Genomic DNA, 18,452 nt, shown 5'->3' on the forward strand with positions numbered 1-18,452 from the left:
CTCCACGATGGACGGCATCTCAGGCACCCGGACATCCTGCCGAACAACCCCGGCAAGATCAAACCGGCCCGAAACAGCCGACCTGATTAGTTACCCTGGCGCGCCGCTTCAGCCGATCCGTTCGCGGCCGAATGTCTGTCCGGGTCAACGGTACGGCAATCGATGACGCACCGATGATATTGACGCACCGGGAACCCGAACAGGGCGAAATAGAGGAAGAACTGACGGACGGCAATCGCATCACGTGGTGGGCCGGTTTCAGCGAGAAGACTCTCTCCACCGAGATGCAGGGTTTCGTCGTCATCGTCCGCGGCAAGACGGCTCAGGCACCCCCATTCTTCTTCGGAGTAGAAAGTAGGGCCTCGGGCCAGCACGGCACCAAGTATCTGACCGGCGTCATTGAAGCCGACTTCCTTGACGACGGCTCCGACGACGACAGCGACCACATTTCAACTGACCGGCAGGAGGTTGATTGGTCTGACGAGTCGGTTTCAGCGCTTCGGCAGTGGGGAGAAACAATTGTCAGAAGGCTGCTGCGCGAGCACAGCACGCGCAAAGGTGATCAGGCCAAGAGGCGGGTCCAGGACAACCCCACTCTGGCCAAAAGACTCGACAAACTCGATAAAAAATCCCAAGAGCAGGCCAAGAAGTTCATAGGTGCGCTCGGTGCCTCGAACACTGACCCGGAACGACTCGAAGCACTTGCGGACACGATCCTTCGAGCATATGAATATCGACAATTCCACGACTACATCGAGCAGTTGGACGAGGTGATAGAGGATCCCGAGAAGTTCGAGCAGACAGTGGATCTGTTGCGCGGCTGGCGGGTGCTCGAGAGCCGCGCCGTGCTGGAGGTGGTCAAGGGACGACTCGACATCGTCGACAAGTTTTATTCGATGATCGTCGACGATGCACCGGAAACTGCACCACGCGTGGGGCGCGACAATATGCACGACCTCATCGCCGACTTCCCCTGGTTGATTAACCCGGAATGGCAGGTCCTGGCCGAAGAAAGACGCATCACTAGCCAACTGCGCGAATGGGGCTTCACAGACATTAACCCGGACGATCGCACACGATATGACTTCCTCGCCTTGCGAGGCGAAGGCAGGTTGGTTGTCATAGAGATTAAGCGCTCCGGACATCCGGTATCTATCGACGATCTCCACCAGATAGATCGATACGCAGAGAAACTGCGTCAGGCCGAGAAGGGCGAGGTCTCGATGGCCGTCATCACCGGGAGCGGATACACGCTGTCGGGCACGGCACGGAAGGGCTGGCAGGAACGTGATGATATCGAGTTACTCACCTGGGCAGAAATCCATGCCCGGGCCAAGTCCTTCTACGAACATTATCGAGCAGTCCTCGAAGGCGACGTGGACGACTCGGGCTTCGGGAGAAAGGCAAGTGAGATCGCCCGAACTCGCAACGTGCTAGCGAGCGGCGCCTACAGGGGATCAGACGTCAGAAGCGCAGGCCTTGGAAACCAAGATCTAGACTATCCGACCAGCGGTATTGACTCGTGATGCTCACTGCACCAGAGCGGAATTCCAGGATGGCGGCACCTAAATGACGCACGGCATGCGCCAATGGTCCATACTCTAAATTTCTGGCACAAGGAGGAGGTCGACGAGGAAACGGTCTTCTGACCTGCGGAAGCGCGGAACCATTCACGTTCTGATATTCCCTGGATTCGGCGATGCCCCCACTCGGCTCGCATAGCTCTAGCCAAGGGCCGATGCAGATCGAGGCAATTGATCTGCTTGGCTTCAGCACATCTGTCAAACCATCAAGTGCCGTTTTATGGAGTTCGGCGACAAGACGCAATCACCGCAGCGTTGGCAATTCGGCCGCTTGTTTCGTCTGCGACGGTTCCCTTTGGCGGAACGACGGCTGCGGCACAGGCTACGGAACCCTGCTAGGTTCTCTATGCAGGATCGACTGCTTTCTGTCGATCGGAGCGGCTACGGCTGTGCGTCGTCGGACGTGAGGAGTGCCCGGGCAGCAGGCTCTGGATCCTCACGGCCGCTGCACCAGAGTCGTCGTGCTCCCAGATTCGCACCACTGTCCAACCATGTTCGGCGAGAAGCCGATTCGTTTCCGCATCACGTTCGCGGTTTCGGCGGACCTTTTCGGCCCAGAACGTCGCGTTCGTCTTCGCGACGCTGTGGTGCTGCGGGCAGCCGTGCCAGAAGCATCCGTCGAGGAACACCGCTACGCGCGCTTTGGTGAAGACGATATCGGCGGTCCGAGGAAGGTTTACTACAGGTCGAATACCGACCCGGTAGCGCATGCCCAGGGCGTGAACTGCGCGTCGGAGGGCGAGTTCCGGCTTGGTGTCGCGGGATTTGTTGGCCCGCATGCTGGCCCGATTGCCGGGGCTGGAGGCCCAGGAGGAACTCGACTCGCTTTTCATTGCCCTCTGGTCCTGGGCGTCTGTTCGAGCGCTTTGACGGACTGCCTCACCAGGTCGTCGACCCTGGCTTGAAGGCGTTCGTCGTGCAGCGTGAGAAAGAGAGTAAAGGGCAGCAGGCGCCGAACTCGTTTGGTGACGTCGCGGATGACTCGGCGCCGTGCGATGTGCGGCGATGCGAGGTCCGGATCTGTAACAGCACGGGCAATGGCCCGTGCGAGCGCGGGGCGTCCGCCGATGGCGCGGCGTTCGAAGATCTGGTTGAGGTCGGATTCGCTCAGCCGTTGCAATAGGGCGGTGTCCGTACTGCCGTCGGCCGTTGTCGTGCCGAGCGTGTATGCCTGCCACCAGAGCCGGCCGAGGGCGTGGCGAGTGATGTCTGAGCAGATCCACCTCTGCTCGCTGGTGGGGCCCTGCCACCGCCAGGCGACAACGTCGGGAACGAGTTGGATAGCGAGGAAGGTCCAAAGGTCCTTGGCGGCGGCTTCTGCCGGCCGCAGGCGCATGGTGTCGATCATCGTGGACGCCAGCGCGCGGTCCGCGGCTATGTGGGCGGCATCGGTCCCGTCGTCGGGATAGCCCTGATTTGCTACAGACTCCCTCAGCTTGTCGGCAAGGCGAGTGAGGTGCTCTACGCTGGCGGGCTCGCCGCCGGTAGCCGCGTAGTACATATCGGGATGCCGTGGGCCAGCGCTGCGCCGTAAGGCAGCGAGTGTCTTGCCGGCGTGTTCGGTCAACCCAGTCCGCGCGGCCAGGGGTGTGAGTCTGGGATAGAGCAGAAGGGTCATATTGCACCATCGGCCGTGGCGCGGCGAACTGCACCTTGAAGTCTGGCGGCAAAATCTCCGGGCCGTTCCACGCGTTGCGCGGCAAGTGTCTGATGAGGTTCGCCGGGAAATAGTGTGTCGAGGATAGTCGCGAGGCTGGCGCCAAAACTCTCGGGGTCGACAGTGCAGGACAGGAGGGCCTCGAGCCAGTCCTGTCGCAGCAGGACCAGATCAACGAGCTGTCGCGTTACATCGTCACGCATGTCGTCGATGAGTCGTTGCTGGGCCGCGGACGGAGTGGCCGCTCGGACCGCGGCGTTGACGAGTTCTCTGTCCTCGACGTTGAGGTACAGCCGAAGTCCGCCCATAGCGGGGGCGTACGGGTCAGCTGGGGTCTGCAAGTACCAGCGGGCGTGCGCGTCGATGCCCGCTGCGCGGAAGTCGCAAACACTGACGGGGAACATCGCGTCGTCGCCGTCGAGACGGGTCGTGACGATGTCATCGAGCAGTACTTCGCCAGCACGGGCGGCGACGAACGGTCGCGGGTCGGTCGTGTCCGCCCCGACGACGACGGCGGTGCGTAGTGTCAGCGAGCCGCCGAGGTCGGTTCCGGCTATGCGGCCCTTCAGAATGTGGGCCGCCGGGGAGAGGATCTCGACGTGGTCGAGGATGCCGGAGAGCAATGAGTTGGATGCGGTCCACTCGCATACGCACAGCAGCGGCACATCTGCGGGGAGATCGGCCTGCTGGCGCAGGACGGCGATGTCTACTTTGATCTCTCTGCTCAGCTGTAGGTCAGTCTGGTAGTCCCAGGCTGCGACCGTCGGAGGAAGAGCGATTGGCGTGCCGTCAGGAGCGGCTGACAGCCAGGGAGTCACGGTCAGGCATTCGGCCTTTGGCCGCAAGTAGGGATAGACGGATGCTGTCACGCGCTTTCTCCGTCCGCGACACGGTCGACGTGAACCGAGACCTGCGTGGCGGCATCAGCGACGGGCCTGACGAGAATTGTCCACCGGCGGGGATCCGACGGACGGACACGGACGCGGCCTCCAGGAAGATGGACGTCAGCAGATCGCATTTCGATTACTTGAGGGCTGGCGGCACCAGTCGGCGGTTCCGCTTCGTTGCCGACGTCGAGGGCTACGACAGCCTCGGCGGTCAACCACAGCGTTTCGACGCTGTCGCCGACCTCGACTGTGGTCACGATGAGCGGTTCGCCGTCGACGATCGTCAGCAGAGGTGGCTGGATGAACGAGGCCGTGGATCGACGGCGCCGCCCCGCCCCATCTCCATCGGAAGTGTTCACTCCCGGCCGTCCGCCGTCGGGCTGAGATACAGCTGTGGGGGCTACGAGGTGGCCGAGTCGCTGCGCAAGGTGACCAAGCGGGGGTTGCGTCGCGACCGAGTTCGTTCCATCAGATGCGACGGCGGCGATATCGGCAAGCCGTGTACGTATGCCCCTGACGGCCGTCTCGACGGTGCGGCGGTCGAGTTCGGCGAGGCCGTGGGTCACCCAGGCGTCATGGGTGGGTGGTTCGGCGGCGGCAAAAGACTCGTCGGCGTCGCGGCTGCTTCGGAAAACTGCCCCGTACTGCTGGTCGTCGCTGGGCAATGCGGGACCTTCAAGGTAGGTCACGACCAGGCCAGCCTGTCTCATTAGCGCGCAATGCCGGGCCGGGCCGGTAAACGGCGCTGCGAGGTCACGCCAGTCGCGTTTACTAGAAGACACACTGGTCACGGCGAAGAAGGAACCTGTGGTGAGTTGTGTTGGCTGGCGTCGCACGATCTCCTTGGCGTCGCCGACGTCGATGGCCCGCAGCGCGGTGACGAAGGGCCACAGACGCGGCGTTTTGACCGGGTCGGGAATCTCCACAGTTCGGGTCTCCGTGACGACACGACACGTCATGGCTGGTCGACTGCCGTCGCTGGTGGACAACAGCGGCCATAGGTTCCACAGCATCGCCGAAGCGATGTAATCGGCTGCTTCGTCGATGTCTCGAGGTTCTTCGTCGGTTGCTTCGCTGAGACGTCGGCCGAGGTTAGCCCCGAGTATGACCACGTCGGTACCGAGGGCTTCCGGTCCTTCAAAGGATGGAAGGCCGAGGTCATAGGCTGCCTGATCCGCTTCTTCGTCAAGAAGGGGGTCGGCGACGCCATCGCCACCCGTGGTCCCCCACCAGTGGCGTCCGGTGAACGGCACGCCCTCGGCCTGAAAGCTGTGGCCCAGCGCGACGCCGATGAGACGACTCTGGATCTTGCCTTGCCATATACAGCGGGATCGAACGATGACGACGCCGACCGAACTAGTGGTGAATAGAATTCCCTTGCCAAATCCGTAGGTTCCCCCGCCGAACTCCTTGTCGCGGGGTTCTCCGACGTTCCGGACGAGGTTGACGAAGTCCGGATCGTCGCCGACCTCGTCCGCACGCAGCGGGCCACCTAGCCCAGTCGTGTTGCGGTCAGAGACGGTCAACATGATCGACGACTCGTCGGCCAGGCATGCGGCCAGACCCAGCGAGCCCCCACCGGTGGGCTCGGGCAGAAGAACGTCGCTCCAGCGCCGGCGGGTGTCGGGGCCGAGACGCCCAAGGAAGACGCTGAAGTCGACTGGCCGCTCGCCGCTACGTGCGTCGGCACTGTTCTGGGCGGCCTCACGCACCAGGACGGCAAGCGGATCGAGACGCGGGGTCCCGAGCTGCCTGCGGATACCTTCAGATGCCGTCGACCCCTCCGGCGGGAACCGCTGTGACCACCAGCTTGTCGTCACTGCACCGATCCCGTACAGATCAACTGCCCGGCACACCGGTCGGTGGCCGCGTAAGGCGTCAGACTGACGAGGTCGAGTTCGTACTCGACGCCAACCACCTCGTCCGGGACGACGGACTTGAACGAGTCGACGTCCAGCCGAGGGAACTCTGCACCCACGCTCCAGGCGTAAAGGCTCGACTGGGCGTATCTGCGGTCGCTATAACGATCGGCATCCGTCTCTGCGTACCCAGCCTTCGCCAGCTGACGGCGCAAACCCGATCTGTCACCGATCGAAGTACTCAGCGCCTCGACCAAATCCGGCAGCGAACGGCCGTCCGCTGTTTTCTCGAGGCGCACCAGCGCGAGGACGAGGTCGCGGTCGGGGCTCGGGTGCAGCTGATCGAGACCATGGATTGTCACCGTGGAGCCGCGTACACCGACGGTTTTGACCTCGACTCTTCTGCGCGTGCCGAGGGTAAAGTCGTGAGCTGCTCTGTCCGGGCCGGTCCAGATCCGCTCGACCGCACCCACTAGGCCCGCTTCGGCAAGTAGCTCCAGGACGAGGAGTTCCCCGATCAGCCCTCGCAGCTCACGTTCGCCGAGGATGCCGGAGCTGGGACGCAGCAGCTCTCGCCACTGCTGAAGTATCCGTTCGACGACCTCGCCCACCTCTCCGGGCGTCTCGTTGATGCCTTGCAGGAGAGCCTCCACCATCTCGTCGAACACGTCGAAGAGATCGTGACGGTGACAAACGACGTCGACGAAGCGGCGGCGGCGGCCGTCGACCACCAGCAGACGGGTGTCGACGCGCACGTGTGCCGACCTGGCGTCCTCGACAACGGCGTGGTCCTTGTCGATTGGCAGCAGTAGGTGATGATCGCCGCGACCGTCGAGCCCAAGCGCAGTTGGACCAGCGTAGGTGGACACAGGCAGATCGAGGGTTGCCACCGCGCCCTCGGCCCGCCGCGCAGCCGCGAGACGCCAGCCGGTACGCACGGTTGACGACAGACCGTCCGTCACGAGTCGTCCTCAGACAGTACGGCGCGCTCCTCCTCGATGTCAGTGGCGTCGATGGCCTGGTCTCGCAGGTCCACCTGGATGTAGCTGACGTTCGGCACCCAGTCGTCGGCAGTGCCGGGGAAGACCAATGCCATGCCCAGCACGTGAGCAGCGGCCTGCAGAGGCGCGCGGGTAAGTTCGTTGCCCGGATCCGGCGGGGAGTCCTTGGCAATCGGGTAGAGCAGCAGCAAGCCTTGGCGACGATGGCCCGGATCCCGATCGCGGCTGTCGATCAGTTCGGCCTCCGGCATACGCCGGGCGGCCGCCGGTGCGATGTCGAGGTCGATGACGCGATGCTCCTTGCTCATCAGCGTCTTGATGTCGGCTTTTGCGCCGCCGCTTTCCTTGAGCTTGGATCGGTTGACCGTTCCGACGGTGAACCCGTCGGTGAAGGTAATCCTGTGGTCCTCGTCTACCTTCTCCGGCGGAGACCCGACCACTGCGACGCTCCAGGTCAGCAGCGACGAGTCGCTCTGCTTGTTCTCCTTACGGATGTACTTGGTGATCAAGTCGGTCCTGAGGTCCGCTGAGTCCTCATGGACCTGATAGCCGGCAAGGAATGCAAAAATGTGCGCGACGTCGACTTCGCGCAACAGCAGCACGCCGTCGACTTCCTCCACGATGACGCCGTCGCTGACAGCCGCCTCGACGAGGGATCGCCCTGCGAACAGGTTCTCCTCAAGCCAGGCAACATCGTCCTCAGGAAAGTATCGGGTTTGGACACGACGCCCTCCGTAGGAGGCGTAGGCGATCCGATGGGCACCCATCTTCGCTGTCACGTTGAGGACCGGGTGAGTGCGAATCCGCACGCCCACGTCGCGAGGGCTGAGGTCCTGCTCTTCATAGCGTTCGATGTCCAGGCGAATCTCGTGCTCTACAGCGGCCAGATGCCGGAACCACGATCGCAGCCGCTCGGTCATCCAGATGCGGGGGAGGTCCTCGTAACCGGGACGGAAGCCGAACCAACGGCCCATCTGAAGCAGCGTGTCGTACGTCGACGCGGACCGCACGAAAAAGCTCGTGACCAGACCCTCAAGGGTCAGGCCCCGAGACAGGGTATTCCCGCCGACCGCGATCGCTGTTACGGGAGCGCCCGTGTAGTCCAATCGATCCTTGCTGCGGCAGTTGTCGAGCACAATCGTGGTGTCCTGCACAACCTGCCGCAATAGCGGATTCAGCACCTCGAAGTCGACAGACGGGTGCCCGCCCAACGTTACGCGGTCGGCTTCGTCCCGCCACTGCGCCCGCAGGGACTCGATCACCGTCGGATCCTGTGCGGCAAGCCCCTCCAGTACACGTTTCTTGAAAGTTTCGAGCACCGGGCGGAACGCCTCGTGGACCGCGGTCGTCATGCTCGTGTGCACCAGCATGGTGGAGTGGCCTACGTCGCCACGAGAACGACGAACCGCGGTGGCCAGCCAGAAGTACTGAACGGCTTCGCGGAGCGAGTCGGTCAGGTCAGGCGCGAACCCCGCGGTCGCGGCCCTACTGGCCGGCCGCAACGACGACACTTCGTCGTCGTCGATGATGCGTACCATGTCATTGCCGTCAAGGTCCGCCCCTCGAGCCTCTCCCTCGACGGCGTCACGCCCGAAGATCGTCTCAGCTCCGAAATAACCGTCCGGCTTCGGCAGACTGACGATGAATGACTCCGGGTAGAGGTCGTCGACGTTCGGATCGATGAGCACGTTCGCGAACGGAGTCGCCGTGTAACCCAGATACGTCGCGCGAGGGAACAACGCGAGCAGTTCGCGGATCTTGGGGTTGATCTGCTTCGTGTCGACGCTGGCCTGGTCGGCCTCGTCGTCGATGATCAGGGCCGGGATGTTTGCCAGCGTCGGACGAGCGGTCTTCAGCCAGAGGATCAGTTTCGCCAGGACGGTGTGCCACTTCTTGACCACAAACACGGCCACCTTCTGACCGTTGGGTTGCAGTAGTGACACCGCGCTCTGAGTAGGTCGCCGAAAATCGCGTTCGACGTCGGTCATTTCGATCCAACCGCCCGCGTTCAGGTCGAACAGCTGCTCCTTGAGCCGCTGCTGAGTCTGCATTCGTAGCCCATTATGGATGCCGGATAGGATGATCACGACGCGGTACGTGACGTCGGCAGCCTTGCCAACCACAGCCGTGAAGTTGGTGGTCTTCCCGCTCTGTACGTGACCGACCACGAGGCCTTTGGTCTGGAACTTCAATTCGGCGGGGTCGTCGGCGAAACCGATAATCTTCGATGAGATCTCGTCGAGTACGTCGACCCGGTCCGCCGGCCACTCCTTCTCGTCGAGCAGGAATCTCTTGAACGGCGGCCAGAAGACGTCGTTCGGCTGAGGACCCGCGTACCAACCGCCGTCGCGTTTACCCGGTGCGGCGAGAATCTTCGGCGGATACCCGTTCTTGACCTTGGCGGTTCTCCGATCGAATTCCGCGATCACCTCGTCCACCACATCGGGATGGAGCTTGCGGAAAGTTTCGACGGCGACGTCACGACTGCGCCGATACGTCACATCCAGGAACATCTCGAAGAGTGCCTCGTCCACGGTCGGTAAGCCTATCCGAGCCCTGCGGCAACAGGTGACTGTCAGGCGCGATCGTCGAGAGCATCTGCGATGTAGTCACCTAACGCCTGGGCAAACTCGACGGGCACGGCGTTGCCGATCTGTCGAGCAATCTGGTCTTTTGTGCCGCACCACTTGAAGTCCGGCGGGAATCCCTGCAGCCGCGCTGCTTCGAGATGGGTGATGGCGCGGTCTTCTGTGGGATGGAGGTAGCGGCCCTTTTCAGGCTTGTGGAACTCGGTGCGGATGGTCACCGAAGGCCTATCCCACCACAGCCTTCCCATGACGTCCCCGGCCCCGGACGTATGTTTGATCCAGCACGGCGCCTTCAGGCGCTCCGGCAGGTCGAAGCGGTTACCGCCTGGGGGGATCTCCGCGAAGCGCTCTAGGGAACGACCCTCGTAGAACCGCGTTACGTGCAGCTCTCGGCCGTTGAAGGGGCCGGGAAGAGTCGTCTTGAAGTGCCGGGTCGTCCTCTTTGGCAGATTCCAGCGGTCTTCGGGCACGTGTCTACGTACGTTCCGAAGGGCCTGGCGGACGGTCTTCCTGTTCTCGACGGCCACCGACCCGCTCGGGATTTCGATCGGCTTGAGGAGGTCGCGGCGTGTACCGATGACGATTGCGCGACGCCGGACCTGAGCCGACCCAAAGTCGGCCGCGACGAGAACATCCTTCTCCAGGACGTAATCGGCTAGTGATCCTCCCTCTTCGGTCTCGGACTCAAGGTCGGTGAACTGTCGGCTCTTCAAAAATCGAGGCACGTTTTCGATCAGAAACGCCTTCGGGCGGATCAGAGCCAGCACCCGCACATATTCGCGCCACAGCTCATTGCGCGGATCGTCCTCGAGCTTGGCGCCGAGGTTCGAGAAGCCCTGGCATGGTGGGCCGCCGACGACGACGTCCGCCTCCGGTACGTCCTCCCCAGCCCTGAGCCAGTCCACGATACTGCCTTGATAGATATGGTCCTCACCGAAGTTCTCGGCGTACGTCGACGCGGCATCGACCTCGAGCTCCACCGCGGCGACGTTCACATAGCGTCCAGTGAGGTGGAAACCCTCAGTGATGCCGCCGCACCCGGCGAAAAGATCGACAACGCGGTACGGGCTAGGCATGGGTAAACGATAGCCGGCGGCTGGCGTCCACGTACATAGACCCGCCGGCTCAACCTGAGGATCACCCTGCGGACACTGCCGAGGCCGCACCATCGCATCCTCATGAACCTATCCCGACGAGCCAGCTTCGCCGAACTTCCTCAATCAAGTGAGGGGCTCTTCGTTCGCTCGGGCCCACCATGACGTCGGCGGCTGGTTGGCAGACGGCGCTTATAGGGCGGCTTGTCGACGCTACGGACAGTGCTGCACATCGCCGAGGCTGTCACACTCAGTCGCCGTAGTCTGAAACGGAGTCCACTCGTCCAGAGCCTGAGCGTCTCCGCACTCCGGCGGTGCTGGAATAATCGCCCGACCTGGTGACCATCGACAGGCCATCCTCGTAGCGGTTCTCGATGGCCAGCTCGATCCTGATGGACTGACCGAACGTGGGCTGTGGTTCGCCTTGAAAGGTCCTCACCGTCGCGTCCAACCTAGGAATCGGTTCCATGCCTCTGGCTGCGGACCTGGGCCAGCATCCGTGATGAAGTCTTCGAAGTAGCTCCACATCAGCATGGCGAGGGCGAGCTGGTCGGCCGCATATTCGTCGGCCAGCGCGTTGCGTGCCGGGGCACATGGCCAATCCATGCTGCAGGACTTGCATTCCCAGCTCGGCCGCTCCGGCAGATGGTCGAGGGTGGCCAGTACGCCGTCCATCTCGCTAGCGAAGTGTTGGGATCGCAAGGCGCGGTTTTTTCGGCTCTGGCCGACTTGCGCCGGGCCAACGGCACGGCAGGCGGAGGCTCCGCGAGAAGATGGCTACCGCGCTCTCACGCCGCCAGCATGGTCCGTTCGAGCCGCACGCCAAGCAGCGGCCTGTTGCGCGCGAAGTGAGGTGCTCATCCAGGATCGATTGCGCATCGGTTAATAGCTGCTCGGCTGAGATCGCATAATACGTATTTCCCGCCATCTCGCGCCTTTCTCGGGGCTGGAGAGTCCGTCGCTGCACCTGTGTCGAGGAATAGCGTGACGGGTTCGTGACTCCGGCAGAAGGTGGCGGGTGTATGCCGCTGTCAGCCGACAGCCGGCGCTCGGAGGTACATGCGACCGATCGATCCGGCTAGGGTGCGGTCATGACCGCGCAGCCGAAACGAGCCAGCGAATGGACCATTCACGGGGAGCGTGTCATCGACGACACGCGGCGCGCGGTTCTCAGCATCGCCGACGTCGAGTTGCCGGACGGTGTCCGGTTCGAGCAGTACGTCCTTCGGGTGCCGGGGGCTGCGATGGTCATCGTTGTCGACGATGACGAGCGGGTCCTGATGATGTGGCGGCACCGCTTCATCCTGGATCGCTGGGTCTGGGAGCTGCCCGGCGGCTACCTCGATCCGGCAGAGGATCCCGCCGCATGCGCGGGCCGGGAGGTCGAGGAGGAGACAGGCTGGCGTCCGCGCAACATCGAAGAGTTGGTCACCTTCCAACCGATGGTGGGCACCGTCGACCAGGAGAACGTTGTCTTCCTCGCGCGGGGAGCCGACCACACGGGTTCGGCCCCAGACATCAATGAAGCGGAACGGATCGGTTGGATTCCGCTCGCCGACGTTCAAGGCCTCATGGAGAGCGGATCAATCGTCGGCGCCGGATCGATCTCCGGGCTGCTGGCCGTGCTCCTGCTGAAGGCGACCGGAAAGCTCTAGGCGGTCTCCAGCACGGGACGCGCTCGCTCGGCGAAGTCACGCACGGCCGGAAGACCGACGTGCTTGGACAGGCGGTCGGCCAGGTCCGCCAAGTAGTCGTGGGCGCGCGCGGATCGCAGACCTTCGGCCGCATCGACGGCCTCGATGCCAACCCGCGCAGCCTCCTCAAGTTCGCCTGCCTGGGCTTGAGCCACCGCTAGCAGGACAAGGTTGAATTGCCGACCGCGCGCGTACGCGCAACCGTCCATCTCGAGGGATCGAGTGGCGAACCTTCGAGCGATGTCGCCCCGGCCGAGCGCCGTGAAGCAGTGGCCGAACTTGGCAGCCAGGTACGACTCGTCGAAGTAGCCGATCCACTGCGGTTCGCTGGTCCGATCCGCCTTGTCGAAGATGATCTCGGCCCTGCTCAGGGCGTCGGCACATGCCGCGCCGTCGCCGCCGACCGCGTGACCTTGCGCTTCGAGAACTGCCGATTCCGCTCGAATCGCGGCAACGCCAGCTTCCTCGGCCGCTCTACCTGCGGCTCGCGCCAAGTCGACTGCCTCGGTCGGGGCTCGCAAATGGACTGCCTGATGGCTCATCGCGGCCATGATTTCCGCTCCTAGGGCGCGGTCACCGGCGCCGGCGGCAAACCGCAGGGCCTGGATGAGGTAGCGCTGCGCCAACCCGTGCAGCCCTGCGTCGTAAGACGTCCAGCCGGCCAATTGCATCATCTCAGCAACGGCGGACAGGAGTTGGCGACCGGTTGCCGCGTCATAGCGACCGTTGATCAATTCGGTGACGTCTCCGTTCAGAAAGCGCACCAGGCTGCTACGGACCTGCCCGCCACCGAACTGGTTGTCCAGCTTCCGGTATGTAGCTGTCATCTGACGGACCGTTTCGACGTCGGGCAATCCGACCAGCCGTTCTCCATCGCCGACGGGCCGCTCATCGAATGACGACATCAGCCAACGCATGGCTGACGGGAGGAAGGCTGGCGCGCTGAAGCCGATGTCGCGGAGGGAGACTCGTCGCTGCATATCGCCTTGCCAGAGGTCGACGGCGAGGTTTACGCCGAGCCGCCAGCCCGACGCGAACTCAAGCCCGCTTCGTTCTGCGGAGGTCTTCGGGCCGATGTCGACCGGCAACGGGGCGGTGTCGGCTGACAACTCGTGCACCATGGCGGAGATTTGACCTCCGGCTGCCAGCGCGTGGTCGAGCAGCACGGCGACCGAGATGCTCGGCCGTTTGGTTCCTGTCTCCAGGTCCCACAGATAGCCGTGTGAGCAGTGAATCGCTTGGCCGAGGCGTCGTAAGGACATGCCACTCTGCTCGCGCAACTCCTTGAGCTTGCGTCCGAAGCCGGGATCCGCAACGACCGTTCGTCTCGGCATGCGGCAAGGCTGCCCCATGCCGAGACGACGAATCAATACCCGGGCACGGCGTCAATACTGTCGGCTGACAGCGGGCCGCGAATCTAGGGCGCGAGGTTCGACAGCATTCCGTCGTTCACGGTGTAGAGCCGGCCACCAGTAATGACCGGACGTCCGGTCAGCACCTTTGCTTGAGCCACGATGGCGCCAGAGGTAGGCGACAAGACCGGGCCGCCCGTGTAGAGGAGGCCGCCGGCCCGGACCGGCTGGCCGCCCTCGCTGGGCAGGCCGCGGGACCACAGCGAGCGACCGCTGTTGACGTCCAAGGCCTCCACCGTATGGTCATCCACCCGGTAGATGCGGCGGCCGTCGGTGGCCAGCAAGTCGGATGCCTTGTTCGGAGCGGTCCACATAACGGCCCCATTGGCGGCGTTGATCGCGGACATCGCGGCGCCGTTGGTCACCAGGAAGCGGTCGGCGGCCGGGGTCGCCGCCTTGGCCTGCCAATATCCCGGCTTGGTCCACAACAGAGCGCCCGTAGTGATGGACAGGGCCGACGTTGTCGTCCCCTTGTTCACCAGGACGCGGCCATCGGCGCAGACGCTCGAGCCCTCGTAGTCGACACGCTTCCAGGCCTGTTTGCCGTCCGACACCCGGTAGGCGACCACGGCCTGCGCGTCCGACGGGGATTCGCCGGAAACCACGATCATGCCCTTGTCGACCACGACCGTGTAGATGGGCATGTCGGAGTCCACCCACCAGCGCCGCTTGCCCGTCGCCAGGTCGAGGGCCACCAACGTGCCGTCCGGGTCGCTGTTGGAGTTGCAGTCGCCGTTGGTGGCGATCATCGTGTTGCCCGAGGCTGCGAGCACCGCCGTGTCCGAGTCGCCCGGGTCCACCCAGTTGAAGTGCCATGCCGGGGCGCCCGTCAGTGCCTGGAACGCCGAGATTCCCAGCTGGTCGGTGGTGACCACGCGTCCGCCCGCGATCACTGGCGCACCGAAGCCGCCGCACGAACCCTCGTGCTTGCGCAACGCCACCGACCACCGCTGGCTAAGCTTGGCGATCGTGGTTGCGTTGACGGCGTTCTCACCCGGGTTGTAGTAGCTGTCCTCGGCGTCGAAGCCGGGATGGTCCCAGCCGGCGGGTCCGGCGGCCGCAGCCGGGACCGCCGGGGCGACAACGGCCAGAGCAACAGACAGAACCACTGCTTGAGTACGGCGCAAAGCGGTCACGGCACAGCCCCTTTTGTGGTGATTTGCGCACGTAACCTATGCCCGTGATGCAGGGGCTGGTGGTGGAAACGCCGAAAGGGCGGCCCAACGGATGGGGCCGCCCTCGGACGAACGAACGAGCGATCGGTGAATCAGCTGTTCATCAGCTTCAGCATCTGCTGGACCTCGCCCTGGCGGGACTCGCGCACTCGGTCGGCGAAGGCCTTCGCCTCGGGGTTCGAGCCGTCCGCGGTCTCCAGGTGGGCCATCTCGATGGCGTTGTGCTGGTGGGCCAGGAACAGGTTCAGGAACGCCGTGTCGAAGGTCGCTGCCGACACCGTTTTCAGGGCCTTGATCTCGGCGGGGCCGGTTGCCGGCAGGCCGCCGTGGTCGGCGTGCAGGCTGGCAGCGGTGTCTGCCGTGGTGGGCTTGCCCCACTGGGTCAGCCACGCCTGCATCATCGACAGCTCGTCCTTCTCCGTGGCCTGTACCGCCTCGGCCAGCGTTTTCAGCTGCGGGTTCTTGGAACGCGACGCCGCTGTTGCGGTCATCTCCAGGCCCTGCTTCTGGTGGTAGGCCAGCATCTGCAGGAACATCACGTCGGTGTCGTTGAACTGGGACCCGGCCTGGATTTCGGCGACGGCATTCGCCGAGACGGTTGCCGTGGGTGCGGGGGTTGCAGCCGTGCCACAGGCGCCCAGCGCCAGCGGAACGAGCAGGGAGAGAACAACCCGGCGCTTCACAGCGGGAGCCACAGGGCGAGCGTGTAGATCGACGGCTCCCAGCTGTTGATCGAGCTGTGTGACTGCCGGCATTGATAGCGGACGCCCTGATAAGTAACGACATCACCAGTCTTGTACGAGACACCTGCGGCCCACGCCGAGCCCGCGGCAGCCGGCGGAGCAGTGGTCGTCGGCGCGGCGCCCGGAGCGCTCGTGGTCGGGGCCGCGGTAGGAGCGGTCGTGGCGGGAGCGCTCGTGGTCGGGGCCGTAGTGGGAGAGGACGAAGCCGACCCGCCGCCGATGTTCAGGTCCACGCAGCTGTAGAAGGCGTTCGCCGTGTCCCCGATGTTCCACACCGCCAGCACCGTGTGCTTCCCCGGGAACTTGCTCAGGTCGATCGTGTGCGACACCACCGCATCCGGCTGGGCGTTGCCGCCGGAGATCGAAGCGACCTTCGTCCCGCCGACGTAATAGGTCCAGTCCGCGGTCCGGTGCCGGGCCGTCATCACCCACGTGAAGTTCACCGAGGTGCCGACCGACTTGGCCGGCCAGTTCCGCGACTCGTCGGACAGCACTGACCACGTCGAAACCCCACCGTCGCAGGACTGCCGGCCCTTCGGCGCCTCCACGCTCTGCGGCTCGAACTGGATCTGCCCGCAGTCGGCGACCGCCCCGGACGCGCACAACGCCTGCCGTGAGGGCGGTGTCGAGACGTAGCCGTGGGCCAGGGCCGGCGACGCGACCGCCAGACTCGAGCCGATCGTCATGCCGAGAGCTACCAGCGGATAAGCAATTTTCCTGCGCATGCCGAGCACCGTAGGGAGCCGGACCATAAAGGCTCCTTAACGAACCCGGAAGGGATCATGAAACCGGGAACAGGATGCCCACCCGGGCGCCGCCGAGGGGTGAGCGGGCGACTACCAACTCTCCGCCGGTCTCCGAGGCGGCCCGGCGCACGATGTCGAGGCCGAGTCCGGTCGAGCCGGCCCCGCTGACCCCGCGCTGCACCGACCAGGACGGGTCGGGGATGCCCGGGCCGGCGTCGTCGACCAGCAGGCCGTCGGGCGAGATGTGCACGCGGAACGCGGTTCGTTCGGGCGTGTGCGAGAAGACGTTGCCGAGCATCGCGTCGACCACCAGGATCAGGTCGCTGTGCGACATCGGCAGCATCACCGGCACGTCGCCGCCGATCACCTCCCACGGGCGTTCCTGGTCCTCGGCCAGCACCGACCAGAAGGCCAGCCGGTCGGCGAGCACCTCGACCAGGTCGGCCTCTTCGGGGCCGCGTGCCTGGGAGCCGCGCCGGGTGCCGGTGATGATCGCGTCGAGCTCGGAGTCGAGCAGGTCGCAGGCCTGTCGCATGCGGTCGGCGACCGGGCCGGCGGGGAGGGCTTCGGCGTCGAGGCGGAGCGCTGTCAGCGGCGTACGCAATCGGTGGGAAAGATCGGCCGCGAGCTCGCGTTCGCGTTCCAGCAGGCCGTGGAGGTCGTCGGCCATGGTGTTGAAAGCGTTCGCCGCGTCGCGCAGCTCGCGCGGGCCGATCGGCTCGACCCGCGTCGCCAGATCGCCGCCGCCAAGGCGGCGGGTGGAGCCGGCCAGCTGGCGGGTGGCCTTGACCATCTTGCTGCCGAGCCGGTCGGCCAGCACCACCGAGCCTGCCACCAGGACGATCGCCAGCCCGCCGAGCACGAGCCACGCGGTGAGGACGCCGCGGTGCATCTCGGAATCAGGGACATAAACCTCGACCACCACGGTACGGCCGTCGGTGAGCACCGTGGGCTGCAAATACGCAACGCCGTCGGGGGCGGGCGCCAGCACCGACCGGCGCTCCTGGCCGGCCAGGGAGATCTGCGCGGCGTCGGCATGTGCGACGCCGATCGGGGCGGTGTCGGGCAGGTGGACGGCGAGCCGGCCCGCGCTGCCGGCCGTGGTGCTGGCTACCGCGTTGGTCAGCAGGGTCGGGTCGGCGTCCACGCCCAGCACCGTGACCAGCGACGTTGCCTGCTGGCGGGCGTCGCTGACGGCGCGATCATGGGCGATCTGCCGGGTGGCGACGGCCAGCGGCACGAGGAAGGCCAGGGCGACCATCGACGTGATCGCGAGGGCCAGCCGGTTGAGCGCCCACCTCACCGCGGGTCGACCATCATCACGCCGACCCCACGCACCGTGTGCAGGAATCGTGGCTGCGCCGCGGTCTCGCCGAGCTTTCGACGCAACCACGAGATGTGTACGTCGATGGTCTGTTCCTCGCCGATCCGGGCCTGGTTCCACACCTCGTTCATCAGTTCCCGCCGGCTGATCACCTGGCCGACGCGTTCGGCCAGGTAGGCGAGCACGTCGAACTCGCGGCGGGTGAGTTGCAGGGGCTCGCCGCGCAGTTCGGCCCGGCGCTGGCGCGGGCTGATCACCAGTTCGCCGACGGTGATCTCCTGGGTGGCCTGTTCCGGAGCGGTGCGGGCGCGCCGCAGCACCGCGTTGATCCGGGCCAGGATGTGGCCGCCGGAGAACGGTTTGGTCACGTAATCGTCGGCGCCCGCGCTGAGCAGGGCGATGATGTCGGACTCGGAGCGACGCGCGGTCGCCACGATAACCGGCACATCGGACACCGATCGCATCATCCGCAGCGCGTCGGTGCCGTCGATGTCGGGCAGCCCGAGGTCGAGAATGACCAGGTCAGGCTGCTCCTCGGTGACAATCTTCAGGGCGTCGGCGGCCCGGCCCACCGGCCGCACCACGTGCCCGGCGTCGGTGAGCGCGCGGGACAGTGCAGCCGTGATGATGCGGTCGTCCTCGACCAGCAGGATCAACGCCATGCGGTGCAGCATAGGTCCAGGTGCAAT

Annotated in this window: 16 protein-coding genes; 2 read left to right on the plus strand and 14 right to left on the minus strand. The window is 64.7% G+C overall.

What is annotated here, in order from left to right:
* Positions 1-131: 131 nt before the first annotated feature.
* Complete coding sequence (locus tag AB0E90_RS46905) at positions 132-1,526, plus strand: hypothetical protein (protein ID WP_360419386.1); 1,395 nt, start codon at positions 132-134, stop codon at positions 1,524-1,526.
* Between the two features lie 401 nt (positions 1,527-1,927).
* Here the strand turns inward: AB0E90_RS46905 and AB0E90_RS46910 are convergent, their stop codons facing one another.
* From AB0E90_RS46910 to AB0E90_RS46945, 8 genes are all read right to left on the minus strand, one after another.
* Entirely contained in the window at positions 1,928-2,416 is a 489-nt protein-coding gene (locus AB0E90_RS46910; RefSeq protein ID WP_360419388.1) for a very short patch repair endonuclease, read from the minus strand.
* The gene (locus tag AB0E90_RS46915; protein ID WP_360419390.1) at positions 2,413-3,201 is read right to left on the minus strand and encodes a DUF6339 family protein; all 789 of its coding nucleotides are present in this window, start codon (positions 3,199-3,201) and stop codon (positions 2,413-2,415) included. The genes AB0E90_RS46910 and AB0E90_RS46915 overlap by 4 nt, the downstream gene beginning before the upstream one ends.
* Positions 3,198-4,109 (minus strand): hypothetical protein, encoded by a 912-nt coding sequence (locus tag AB0E90_RS46920; RefSeq protein WP_360419392.1) that lies wholly within the window; start codon positions 4,107-4,109, stop codon positions 3,198-3,200. The genes AB0E90_RS46915 and AB0E90_RS46920 overlap by 4 nt, the downstream gene beginning before the upstream one ends.
* Positions 4,106-5,947 (minus strand): hypothetical protein, encoded by a 1,842-nt coding sequence (locus AB0E90_RS46925; protein ID WP_360419394.1) that lies wholly within the window; start codon positions 5,945-5,947, stop codon positions 4,106-4,108. Before AB0E90_RS46925 ends, AB0E90_RS46920 begins: the two co-directional genes overlap by 4 nt.
* A complete protein-coding gene (locus tag AB0E90_RS46930; RefSeq protein WP_360419396.1) occupies positions 5,944-6,948 on the minus strand; it encodes a PD-(D/E)XK motif protein in 1,005 nt (334 codons plus the stop codon). Before AB0E90_RS46930 ends, AB0E90_RS46925 begins: the two co-directional genes overlap by 4 nt.
* Entirely contained in the window at positions 6,945-9,521 is a 2,577-nt protein-coding gene (locus tag AB0E90_RS46935) for a Z1 domain-containing protein (protein WP_360419398.1), read from the minus strand. Before AB0E90_RS46935 ends, AB0E90_RS46930 begins: the two co-directional genes overlap by 4 nt.
* A gap of 41 nt (positions 9,522-9,562) precedes the next feature.
* Positions 9,563-10,651 (minus strand): DNA cytosine methyltransferase, encoded by a 1,089-nt coding sequence (locus tag AB0E90_RS46940; protein WP_360419399.1) that lies wholly within the window; start codon positions 10,649-10,651, stop codon positions 9,563-9,565.
* A 453-nt stretch (positions 10,652-11,104) separates the two neighbouring features.
* Complete coding sequence (locus tag AB0E90_RS46945) at positions 11,105-11,344, minus strand: hypothetical protein (protein ID WP_360419401.1); 240 nt, start codon at positions 11,342-11,344, stop codon at positions 11,105-11,107.
* 416 nt (positions 11,345-11,760) lie between these two features.
* Here AB0E90_RS46945 and AB0E90_RS46950 point away from each other — a divergent pair, with 416 nt between their 5' ends.
* Positions 11,761-12,324, plus strand: coding sequence for an NUDIX hydrolase (locus tag AB0E90_RS46950; protein ID WP_360419403.1), 564 nt, complete (start codon positions 11,761-11,763; stop codon positions 12,322-12,324).
* Here the strand turns inward: AB0E90_RS46950 and AB0E90_RS46955 are convergent.
* From AB0E90_RS46955 to AB0E90_RS46980, 6 genes are all read right to left on the minus strand, one after another.
* On the minus strand, positions 12,321-13,697 hold the full coding sequence (locus tag AB0E90_RS46955; RefSeq protein ID WP_360419404.1) for a helix-turn-helix transcriptional regulator: 1,377 nt from the start codon (positions 13,695-13,697) through the stop codon (positions 12,321-12,323). The genes AB0E90_RS46950 and AB0E90_RS46955 overlap by 4 nt on opposite strands.
* An 83-nt stretch (positions 13,698-13,780) precedes the next feature.
* Positions 13,781-14,911, minus strand: coding sequence for a PQQ-binding-like beta-propeller repeat protein (locus AB0E90_RS46960; protein WP_360419406.1), 1,131 nt, complete (start codon positions 14,909-14,911; stop codon positions 13,781-13,783).
* 131 nt (positions 14,912-15,042) lie between these two features.
* A complete protein-coding gene (locus AB0E90_RS46965) occupies positions 15,043-15,645 on the minus strand; it encodes a DUF305 domain-containing protein (protein WP_360419408.1) in 603 nt (200 codons plus the stop codon).
* The gene (locus tag AB0E90_RS46970; protein WP_360419493.1) at positions 15,630-16,418 is read right to left on the minus strand and encodes a lytic polysaccharide monooxygenase; all 789 of its coding nucleotides are present in this window, start codon (positions 16,416-16,418) and stop codon (positions 15,630-15,632) included. The genes AB0E90_RS46965 and AB0E90_RS46970 overlap by 16 nt, the downstream gene beginning before the upstream one ends.
* A 55-nt stretch (positions 16,419-16,473) precedes the next feature.
* Positions 16,474-17,742 (minus strand): HAMP domain-containing sensor histidine kinase, encoded by a 1,269-nt coding sequence (locus AB0E90_RS46975; RefSeq protein WP_360419410.1) that lies wholly within the window; start codon positions 17,740-17,742, stop codon positions 16,474-16,476.
* Complete coding sequence (locus AB0E90_RS46980; protein WP_360419412.1) at positions 17,739-18,425, minus strand: response regulator transcription factor; 687 nt, start codon at positions 18,423-18,425, stop codon at positions 17,739-17,741. The genes AB0E90_RS46975 and AB0E90_RS46980 overlap by 4 nt, the downstream gene beginning before the upstream one ends.
* Between the last annotated feature and the right edge of the window lie 27 nt (positions 18,426-18,452).

The organism is Actinoplanes sp. NPDC026619 (genome assembly GCF_040638295.1).
GTDB lineage: Bacteria > Actinomycetota > Actinomycetes > Mycobacteriales > Micromonosporaceae > Actinoplanes.